The sequence below is a fragment of the Streptomyces phyllanthi genome (assembly GCF_009377205.1).
GTDB classification, from domain to species: domain Bacteria; phylum Actinomycetota; class Actinomycetes; order Streptomycetales; family Streptomycetaceae; genus Streptomyces; species Streptomyces phyllanthi.
Genome location: NZ_VJZE01000360.1, coordinates 1 through 9679, shown reverse-complemented (window position 1 = coordinate 9679; position 9679 = coordinate 1). Strand labels below are relative to the sequence as shown.

Here is a 9679-nt window from a genome sequence, read left to right as displayed (position 1 = left end):
GGAGAGGTGCTGGGCACGGGGCGGGGGCGAGGTGGGCGCTGCCCGGGGCCGTGCTGTAGACGCCGTGGTCGGTGCGTGAGCCGGGGCCGACGAGGTAGCCGCCGGCGCCCCTGATGTCGATGCCGGGGGCCAGCCGTCCCGCGGAGTTGGGGACGACCACGTCCGGCGGTCCGGTCAGCCAGAGGTGGCGGCCGCCGCTGGGGGTCAGGACGACGACCGTCGCGGGGATCGTGAAGAGGTGGCGGAGAGCCAGTTCGCGCAGGGCCGCGGACGAGTCCGTACCCGTCTTCGTGTCGAGGTCGATGCCGATCAGGTGGTGCGGCTGCAGTCCGCAGGCGATGCCGTAGCCGGTCGCCCAGGGGGCCGCGGCGAAGAGTTCTCGGATGCGGTGCGGGTCGGTCGAGGCGTCGTACACGCCGTGCCCGAAGCGGCCGCACTCGCCGTGGCAGGGGGGCGGCGACGGGTCGTCGCGGTGGGGGGAACGCAGGGCCGGGAGCTTCGTCCGGGCCAGGGGGATCACTGCCAGTCCGCGTTCGGCTGCGGACAGGGCGTGTGCCAGGGCCAGTGTCGTGGCCTGCCGGTCGGTGGTGGCCATACTTCTATGTTCGTACGCGTGTTCGAAAAAGGGAAGGGGGGTGTGCTGGTTCCCCGACGGGGTGGTTCGGCCCTCGGAGGGCACGCGCGCGCGTGCTCGGCGACCTTGACAGCCGACGGAATCTGACGGACAGTCAGAAACTCTTGGTCGTACGAGGTTCTGGAGGGCCGGAGCCGTGCACCTCGCCCCCACCGAGCGCCAGCGTCTGTTGCGTGACGAGATCCGTGCGTACTTCCGTGACCTGATGCCCGAGGGGCCGCCCGGCCGGGACGACGCCCCGGGGCAGCGCGCCCTCTTGCGCCGTATCGGCGGCGACGGCTGGCTGGGACTCGGCTGGCCCGAGGCGTACGGCGGCCAGGGGCGCGGCGCGGACGAGCAGTTCGTGTTCTTCGACGAGGCGTACCGGGCGGGCGCTCCGGTGTCGATGGTCACGCTCAACACGGTCGGGCCGACCCTCATGAAGTACGGCAGCGAGGAGCAGAAGGCGTTCTTCCTGCCGCGGATCCTCAGCGGTGACCTCGTGTTCGCCATCGGGTACAGCGAGCCGTCGGCGGGTACGGACCTGGCGGCGCTCAGGACGCGGGCTGTCCGTGACGACGCGGGCTGGCTGATCGACGGGCAGAAGATCTTCACCTCGAACGCCCAGAACGCCGACTGGATCTGGCTCGCCTGCCGGACCGACCCCGACGTCCCCGGTCACCGCGGCATCTCGATCCTCCTCGTGCCCACGGACGCGCCGGGGTTCTCGTGGACACCGATCGAGACCGTGGGCGGGCTGACGACGACGGCGACGTACTACGACGGGATCCGCGTTCCCGCCGGGAACCTCGTCGGGGAGGAGAACGGCGGCTGGGGGCTCATCACCAACCAGCTCAACCACGAGCGGGTCGCCCTGGCTGCGATCGGCATGCAGGCCGAGGACTTCTGCACGGCGGCGCTGGAGGCGGCATGCACACCCGATCCAGTGACGGGGAGGCGTCGAGTTGACGAGCCGTGGGTGCGTTCCCGGCTGGCCGAGGTACATGCCCGGCTGGCGGCAACGCGCCTGCTCAACTGGCGTTTGGTGGGAGATGTGGGGGCCGCTCGGCTGGCGCCGGGCGACGCGAGCGGCGTGAAGTTCGCGGGAACCGAATCGGCGGTGGCGGTGTACCGAATGTGTCAGGAAATCGTCGGAGCGGACGCACTCATCCGCTCCGGTTCGCCGGGGGTGTTCTGGGACGGCGAGCTGGAGCGGATGAACAGGGCGGCGCAGATCAACACGTTCGGGGGCGGCGTGAGCGAGGTGCAGCGGGAGATCGTCGCGACGATGCGGCTGGGGATGACCAGGGGGCGGAGGTGAGTACCGGGGTGGAGAAGCCGGAGCGAGCGGCGCCGGAAGCGGGGCGGCCGGCCCCGGCAGTACCGGGGCGGGAGGGACACGAGGAGGCCGAGGAGCTGGGCGTACGGCTGAAGGCGTACGAGGGCCGGCCGGCGGCTGTCGGAGGCGTGGGCAAGGACCCGGTCAACGCGCCGATGATCCGCCACTGGTGCGAGGCGATGGGCGACACCAACCCGGCGTATGCGGGGCCGGGCGCCGTCGCGCCGCCCACCATGCTCCAGGTATGGACGATGGGCGGCCTGTCCGGGCACACGGGCCGCTCGGCGGCGTACGACGAGCTGCTGGGACTTCTCGACACCGCCGGATACACCTCGGTGGTCGCCACCGACTGCGAGCAGGAGTATCTGCGGCCGCTGAGGCCCGGGGACGAGATCACCTTCGACGCGGTGATCGAGTCGGTCTCGGAGCGCAAGACGACCAGGCTCGGCACGGGGTATTTCATCACGACGCGCATGGACGTACGGGCGGGCGGCGAACCGGCGGGGACGCACCGCTTCCGGATCCTCAAGTACGCGCCCGCGCGGCGGAAGCCGAAGGACCGCCCTCGGAGCAGACGCCCACGCCCCGTGGTCAACCGGGACAACGCCGGGTTCTGGGAGGGCGTCGGGCGGCACCAGCTGCTCATCCAGCGCTGCGGCGGCTGCACGATGCTCCGCTTTCCCTGGCTGCCGGGGTGCAACGCCTGCGGCTCCCTGGAGTGGGACGTGGTCGAGGCGAGCGGCGAGGGGACGGTCTATTCGTACGTCGTCATGCACCACCCGCCCTTCGAGGCCTTCGACCCTCCCTACGCGGTCGCGCTGGTCGAGTTGGTGGAGGGGGTGCGGATCGTCAGCAACGTGGTGGGGGTGCCGTACGACAAGGTGCGGATCGGACTGCCGGTACGGCTGGAGTTCGCGCGGTTCGACGACGAGGACGGGGAGCTGGTGCTGCCGGTCTTCCGGGTCCGGGAAGGTGGCGAGGGCTGACATGGACTTCACGCCCACGGAGGAGCAGACCGCCGCCCGTGACCTGGCCGCGAGGATCTTCGGTGATCTAGCCACGCCCGAGCGCCTCGCCGCGACCGGGACCGGCAGCGACACGGACCTGTGGAAGGCGCTGTGCGCGGCCGGGCTCGTGAGCGCGGTGGAGGACATCGGCCTCCTCGGCCTGGTGCTCCTCCTGGAGGAGCAGGGACGCACCACGGCCCAGGTGCCGTTCGCGGCGAGCTGTGTGTACGGGCTGCTGGCGGTGGGGGCCCACGGTTCACCCGAGCAGCGGGAGCGGCTCCTGCCGGGGATCCGGGACGGTGCGGTGGTGGTGTGCGGTGCGCTCCCGGCCACGGGAGGTGTACGGGCCTCCGAGCGTGGCGGGTTGACCGGCACCGTGCCTCTCGTTCCCTGGCTGAGAGACGCCACGCATGTGCTCGTGCCCGACCAACGGCTGCGGCTGTGGCTGGTGCGGGTGGCGGACGCGGGCAGTGAGCCGGTCGAGTCGACGGCGCCCTGGGCGGCGGGGCTGCTGACGCTGGACGGCGCGCCGGGGGAACCGCTGGGGACACAGGGTGCGTACGACGACGTGCTCGCCACCGCTCGTTCCGCCTTCGCGGGCCTCCAGGCCGGCGTGTGCGCGGGATCGCTGGCACGCGCCGTGGCCCACACGAACACCCGGGAACAGTTCGGGCGCCCGCTCGCCGCCCAGCAGGGCGTCCAACTCCGAGCGGCCGACGCGTACATGGACACCGAGGCGATACGGGTGACGGCCTACGAGGCGGCCTGGCGCCGTGACCAGGGCCTGCCGTACGCCACGCATGCGCTGACCGCCGCCTGGTGGGCATCCGAGGCGGGGCAGCGCGTGGTGCACACAGGACAGCATCTGCACGGCGGCGCAGGCGCCGATCTGGAGCATCCCGTCCACCGGCACTTCCTGTGGGGGCGGCAGCTGGACGCGTACCTGGGGTGTGGGAGCGAAGTGCTCCAGGAGCTGGGGGAGTTGATCGTGAGCGGTGCCGAAGGAACCGAGGGAGGGGAGGCATGAGAGAGGGTGAGGAGCTGCCACCCCTGGAGATCCCGATCACGCGCACGCTGATCGTGGCCGGGGCCATCGCCTCGCGGGACTACCAGGACGTGCACCATGACGCCGAGCTCGCGCGCCAGAAGGGCTCGCCGGACATCTTCATGAACATCCTGACGACCAACGGCCTGGTCGGACGGTATGTCACGGACCACTTCGGCCCGGACGCGGTCCTCCGCAAGGTGGCCATACGCCTCGGAGCACCCAACTACCCGGGGGACACCATGGTGCTGACCGGCTCGGTCGAGTCGGTAGCGGTCGGCATCGCCACGGTGCGGGTGGTCGGTGAGAACGGCATCGGCAGACATGTGACGGGCACGGTGACGGTCACCCTGCCGCCCGGGGGTGTCTCGTGAGCGTGAGAACGCGGGACGCTCTCGGAGGGCGGGCGGCGGTCGTCGGGATCGGGGCGACCGAGTTCTCCAAGGACTCGGGGCGCAGTGAGCTGCGGCTGGCCGTGGAGGCGGTGCGGGCCGCGCTCGACGACGCGGGGCTGACACCGGGCGACGTGGACGGGATGGTCACGTTCACGATGGACACCAGCCCGGAGATCACCGTCGCGCAGGCCGCCGGTATCAAGGAGCTGTCCTTCTTCTCCCGGATCCACTACGGCGGCGGGGCCGCGTGCGCCACGGTCCAGCAGGCGGCGCTCGCGGTGGCGACCGGGGTGGCCGAGGTCGTGGTCTGCTACCGGGCGTTCAACGAGCGGTCAGGGCGGCGGTTCGGGTCCGGGGTGCAGCGGCGGGAGCCGTCGGCCGAGGGCGTGACGCTGGGCTGGTCGCTGCCGTTCGGGCTGCTGACGCCTGCGTCATGGGTGGCGATGGCGGCCCAGCGGTACCTGCACGCGTACGGGCTCACGCCTGAGGCGTTCGGGCACGTTGCGGTGGTGGACCGGAAGCACGCGGCGACCAACCCGGCGGCGTACTTCCACGGCAGACCCATCACGCTCTCCGAACACGCCGCATCACGGTGGATCGTCGAGCCGCTCCGGCTGCTGGACTGCTGCCAGGAGACGGACGGCGGCCAGGCGCTCGTCGTCACCTCGGTGGAGTGGGCGCGCGACCTGCCGCATCCGCCCGCCGTGATCGTGGCGGCCGCCCAGGGCGCGGGCCGGGCACAGGAACAGATGACCAGCTTCTACCGGGACGACCTGACCGGGCTGCCGGAGATGGGGGTGGTGGCGCGACAGCTGTGGCGGACCTCGGGCCTGCGGCCGGCGGACATCGATGTGGGCATCCTGTACGACCACTTCACGCCGTTCGTTCTGATGCAGCTGGAGGAGTTCGGGTTCTGCGGAGCGGGGGAGGCGGCGGACTTCGTGGCCGAGGAGCGGTTGCCGCTGAACACGCACGGAGGGCAGCTCGGGGAGGCGTACCTCCACGGGATGAACGGGATAGCGGAGGGAGTACGGCAGGTGCGGGGCACCGCGGTGAACCAGATACCAGGAGCCCGGAACGTGCTGGTCACGGCGGGGACAGGGGTGCCGACATCCGGAGTGGTCCTGGGAACGGAATGATGAGGAGCGGTGAGTACGGCGGCCTGATACCAGGGCAGCAGGCTCTCAGGGATACACCCTCAGTACATGAGGGCCCCTCGTCCACCCTCAGGAGGTGGGGCTTGCCCCCCTCCTACAACCTGAGGGGGAGTCCCCTTCGGGACCTCCGGCCGATCCGCAGGGACGAGGGTCGCTCCTAGCGTGGAGCCATGACCACACCCGTCTGCACCAGCGCTTCGAGCGCTGCTACGTCAGCGAGGCAGACCCTTCCGTACCCGTCGTTCTCGTCGTACGTGAAGGACCGTCAGCCGGTGCTGCTGCGTACCGCCCGGTCGCTGACCGCGAACCCGAGCGACGCGGAGGACCTGCTGCAGACCGCGCTCACCAAGACGTATGTCGCCTGGGACCGGATCGAGGACCACCGCGCCGTCGACGGCTATGTACGGCGTGCGCTGCTCAACACGCGGACGTCCCAGTGGCGCAAGCGCAAGGTGGACGAGTTCGCGTGCGACGAGCTGCCGGAGCCGGACGTGACCCCTGCCGGGGATCCGGCGGAGCAGCAGGCGCTCCATGACGCGATGTGGCGGGCGATCATGAAGCTGCCGGCGCGGCAGCGGGCGATGGTCGTCCTCAGGTACTACGAGGACCTCAGCGAGGTACAGACGGCCGAGGTGCTCGGGGTGTCCGTGGGTACGGTCAAGTCGGCGGTGTCTCGTGCGCTGGGCAAGCTGCGCGAGGACCCTGAGCTGGAGCCTGTGCGCTAGGCCCTGTCGTTTGAACACAGCATCCTCCGAACGAGCTGCCGTGAAGCCGGTGGCCTCCCCGCTGGGCTCCGCACAGAGTCCCCATTCGTCCGAGCGACTCCCGTTGATCGATCATTCGGCTGGCTAGTGACATACCGAGCGGTATGTGAGCAGAATCAGCGCAAACCCTTTACACCGCGTAGGCAGAGCTGCCCCGGGAGGACGCCGTGCTGAGCACGATGCAGGACGTACCGCTGCTGATCTCCAGGATCCTGAACCATGGATCGGCCCTCCACGGCACATCGCAGGTGATCACATGGACCGGTGAAGGGGAGCCGGAGCGCCGTTCCTTCGCCGAGATCGGGACTCGCGCCGCTCAGCTGGCGCACGCGTTGCGGGAGGACCTCGGGGTCGAGAGCGACGACCGTGTGGCCACGCTGATGTGGAACAACGCGGATCATGTCGAGGCGTACTTCGCGATCCCCTCCATGGGCGCCGTGCTCCACACCCTCAACCTGCGTCTCCCCGTCGAGCAGCTCGCATGGATCGTCAATCACGCAGCCGACCGAGTGGTCATCGTGAACGGTTCTCTGCTGCCGCTCCTCGCCCCGCTGCTCCCGCACCTCAAGCCGGTCGAGCACATCGTTGTCTCCGGCCCGGGCGACCGGTCGCTGCTGGACGGGGCGAGTGCGCAGGTGCACGAGTACGAGGAGCTCCTGGCCGGCAAGCCGACGGCGTACGACTGGCCGGAGCTGGACGAGCGTTCCGCCGCGGCCATGTGCTACACCTCTGGCACCACGGGCGACCCCAAGGGCGTCGTCTTCTCCCACCGGTCGATCTACCTGCACTCCATGCAGGTCAACATGGCCCAGTCCATGGGCCTGACCGACGAGGACACGACCCTGATCGTGGTGCCCCAGTTCCACGTCAACGCCTGGGGGCTGCCGCATGCCACCTTCATGACCGGTGTGAACATGCTGATGCCGGACCGGTTCCTGCAGCCCGGTCCGCTCGCCGAGATGATCGACAAGGTGCGCCCCACACACGCGGCGGCCGTTCCGACCATCTGGCAGGGACTGCTCGCCGAACTCACGGCCCGCCCCCGGGATGTCAGCGCGCTTACGCAGGTCACCATCGGGGGTTCGGCCTGTCCGCCCGCGCTGATGGGGGCCTTCGACAAGCTGGGCATGCGCGTGTACCACGCCTGGGGCATGACCGAGACCTCGCCGCTCGGCACGATCGCGCGCCCGCCGGCCCATGTCGTCGGTACGGAGCAGGAGTTCGCGTACCGGCTCACCCAGGGCCGCTTCCCCGCCGGGGTCGAGGCCCGGCTCACCGGACCCGGTGGCGAGCGGTTGCCCTGGGACGGGGAGTCGGCCGGTGAGCTGGAGGTGCGCGGGCCGTGGATCGCGGGCGCGTACTACGGCGGCGAGGGCGCCGAACCCCTGCGTCCTGCCGACAAGTTCAGCGAGGACGGCTGGCTCAAGACCGGTGACGTGGGCACCATCAGCCCCGACGGCTTCCTGACCCTCACCGACCGCGCCAAGGACGTCATCAAGTCGGGCGGCGAGTGGATCTCGTCCGTCGAGCTGGAGAACGCCCTGATGGCCCACCCCGATGTCACGGAGGCCGCCGTCGTCGCCGTACCGGACGAGAAGTGGGGCGAACGTCCGCTTGCCACGGTCGTGTTGAAGGAAGGCGCCACCGCGGACTTCGCCGCCCTCCGTTCCTTCCTCGCCGACGAGGGCAAGATCGCCAAGTGGCAGCTCCCCGAGCGCTGGACGATCATCGAGGCGGTGCCGAAGACGAGCGTGGGCAAGTTCGACAAGAAGGTGCTGCGCAGGCAGTACGCCGAGGGTGAGCTGGACGTCTCACAGATCTGACGCTTGCGGCGGCTGTAGGTGAGTACGTGAGTGGGGGCGCTGTTTCACGTGAAACAGCGCCCCCACTCACGTGGGTACGGAATCAGTTCGTACCGATACGTGTCAGCAGGTCGACGATCCGGGTCTGAACCTCCGGGCTCGTCGAGCGTTCCGCGAGGAACAGGACCGTCTCCCCCGAGGCCAGGCGCGGGAGTTCGCTCTGGTCGACGGCGGCGGTGTAGACGACCAGCGGGGTGCGGTTCAACTGCCCGTTGGCGCGCAGCCAGTCGACGATTCCGGCACGGCGGCGGCGTACCTGCAACAGGTCCATCACCACGAGGTTCGGCCGCATCTGCGCGGCGAGCGTGACGGCGTCCGCGTCCGAGGCGGCCCGCGCGACCTGCATACCGCGCCGCTCCAGGGTCGCGGTGAGCGCCAGCGCGATCTCCGCGTGCTCCTCGATGAGCAGGACGCGGGGCGGGTGCTGCTCGGAGTCACGCGGCGCCAGGGCCTTCAGGAGTACGGCGGGGTCGGCACCGTAGGCCGCGTCCCGCGACGCCTGACCGAGGCCGGCCGTCACGAGCACAGGGACCTCGGCGGCGACGGCGGCCTGACGCAGCGACTGCAGGGCAGTGCGCGTGATCGGGCCGGTGAGCGGGTCGACGAACAGGGCGGCCGGGAAGGCGGCGATCTGCGCGTCGACCTCTTCGCGCGAGTTCACGATGACGGGCCGGTAGCCGCGGTCGCTCAGCGCCTGCTGGGTGCTGACGTCGGGCGCGGGCCAGACGAGGAGGCGCCGCGGGTTGTCGAGCGGCTCAGGGGGAAGCTCGTCGTCCATCGGCTGCGGCCGGGGCTGGTCGGAGACCTCCACCGCGCCACCGGGGCCGTCGAGCGGCTCAGGGCCTTCGTCGGCGTTCTCGTCGGGCGCGCCTATGGCGTAGGAACGCCCGGCCCCTTCGGTGGCCCCGGCCAGGCGGGAATGCCCCGCGAGGGAGGGCTGAGCTGGGAGCGGGACCTGTCCTGCCAAGGACGTCTGTCCAGCCAAGGATGCCTGTCCGGCGAGGGATGCCTGTCCCGCGAGGGACGCCTGTCCGGCCAAGGAGGCGGCCTGCCCGGCCAGGGACGAGGCTTGCCCAGCCAGAGAAGCGGCCTGTCCTGCCAAGGAGGAGGCCTGGGCCGGTACGGGTGTCTGCGCTCCCTGGGCCTGCCCGGGCTGCGGGTGCGGGCGCGCCGTTGCCTCCGGGCGCGCGGTGGGCTCGGGAGGCGTGCCCAGCTTGCGGCGGCGGCCGGAGCCGTTGGAGCCGGCACCGTTGGCCTGGGGCGGTGGAGGAGTGGCCGCGTTACCCGGTTGGGGCTGGCGGGCGAACGGTACGCCCTGCCCGAGCGTACGCACACTGAACGCGCGCCCCTGGGTCGAGTTGGGATCCACCGGGGCGGCGGCCTCGGCAGGCAGCGGCTGAGCGGTCCGCGTCTGCGTCTGTGCCTGTGCCTGCTGCTGTTGCGGCTGCTGAGCCTGCTGGGGCTGCTCAGGCGGGAGCGGGGTGCCGGAATCAGGGG

The 9679-nt window shown here is 70.8% G+C and carries 8 protein-coding genes and 1 pseudogene; 7 read left to right on the top strand and 2 right to left on the bottom strand.

Features of this window, described 5'->3' with window-relative positions:
• A partial coding sequence (locus tag FNH04_RS34145) for a bifunctional DNA primase/polymerase (RefSeq protein WP_152789723.1) occupies positions 1-595 on the bottom strand: 595 nt, incomplete at its 3' end.
• 175 nt (positions 596-770) lie between these two features.
• Between FNH04_RS34145 and FNH04_RS34140 the strand changes: the two genes are divergently transcribed.
• From FNH04_RS34140 to FNH04_RS34110, 7 genes are all read left to right on the top strand, one after another.
• Positions 771-1934 carry an acyl-CoA dehydrogenase family protein gene (locus tag FNH04_RS34140; RefSeq protein ID WP_322724660.1) on the top strand — a complete coding sequence of 388 codons (1164 nt, stop codon included), beginning with the start codon at positions 771-773 and terminating at the stop codon, positions 1932-1934.
• Between the two features lie 95 nt (positions 1935-2029).
• Positions 2030-2938 carry a bifunctional MaoC family dehydratase N-terminal/OB-fold nucleic acid binding domain-containing protein gene (locus FNH04_RS34135; RefSeq protein ID WP_152789725.1) on the top strand — a complete coding sequence of 303 codons (909 nt, stop codon included), beginning with the start codon at positions 2030-2032 and terminating at the stop codon, positions 2936-2938.
• Between the two features lies 1 nt (position 2939).
• A complete protein-coding gene (locus tag FNH04_RS34130; protein WP_152789722.1) occupies positions 2940-3986 on the top strand; it encodes an acyl-CoA dehydrogenase family protein in 1047 nt (348 codons plus the stop codon).
• Complete coding sequence (locus FNH04_RS34125) at positions 3983-4378, top strand: MaoC family dehydratase (protein WP_152789721.1); 396 nt, start codon at positions 3983-3985, stop codon at positions 4376-4378. The genes FNH04_RS34130 and FNH04_RS34125 overlap by 4 nt, the downstream gene beginning before the upstream one ends.
• Positions 4375-5538 carry a lipid-transfer protein gene (locus tag FNH04_RS34120; protein ID WP_322724658.1) on the top strand — a complete coding sequence of 388 codons (1164 nt, stop codon included), beginning with the start codon at positions 4375-4377 and terminating at the stop codon, positions 5536-5538. The genes FNH04_RS34125 and FNH04_RS34120 overlap by 4 nt, the downstream gene beginning before the upstream one ends.
• Before the next feature lie 188 nt (positions 5539-5726).
• On the top strand, positions 5727-6281 hold the full coding sequence (locus FNH04_RS34115) for a SigE family RNA polymerase sigma factor (RefSeq protein WP_152789720.1): 555 nt from the start codon (positions 5727-5729) through the stop codon (positions 6279-6281).
• 206 nt (positions 6282-6487) lie between these two features.
• The gene (locus FNH04_RS34110) at positions 6488-8143 is read left to right on the top strand and encodes a long-chain fatty acid--CoA ligase (RefSeq protein ID WP_322724655.1); all 1656 of its coding nucleotides are present in this window, start codon (positions 6488-6490) and stop codon (positions 8141-8143) included.
• Positions 8144-8225: 82 nt separating this feature from the next.
• Here the strand turns inward: FNH04_RS34110 and FNH04_RS34105 are convergent.
• A pseudogene (locus FNH04_RS34105) lies at positions 8226-9679 on the bottom strand (response regulator); the annotation flags it as partial.

Coding starts and splice junctions, on each gene's coding strand:
- FNH04_RS34130 (WP_152789722.1), top strand. CDS start 2,940: ATGGACTTCACGCCCACGGAGGAGCAGACCGCCGCCCGTGACCTGGCC.
- FNH04_RS34125 (WP_152789721.1), top strand. CDS start 3,983: ATGAGAGAGGGTGAGGAGCTGCCACCCCTGGAGATCCCGATCACGCGC.
- FNH04_RS34115 (WP_152789720.1), top strand. CDS start 5,727: ATGACCACACCCGTCTGCACCAGCGCTTCGAGCGCTGCTACGTCAGCG.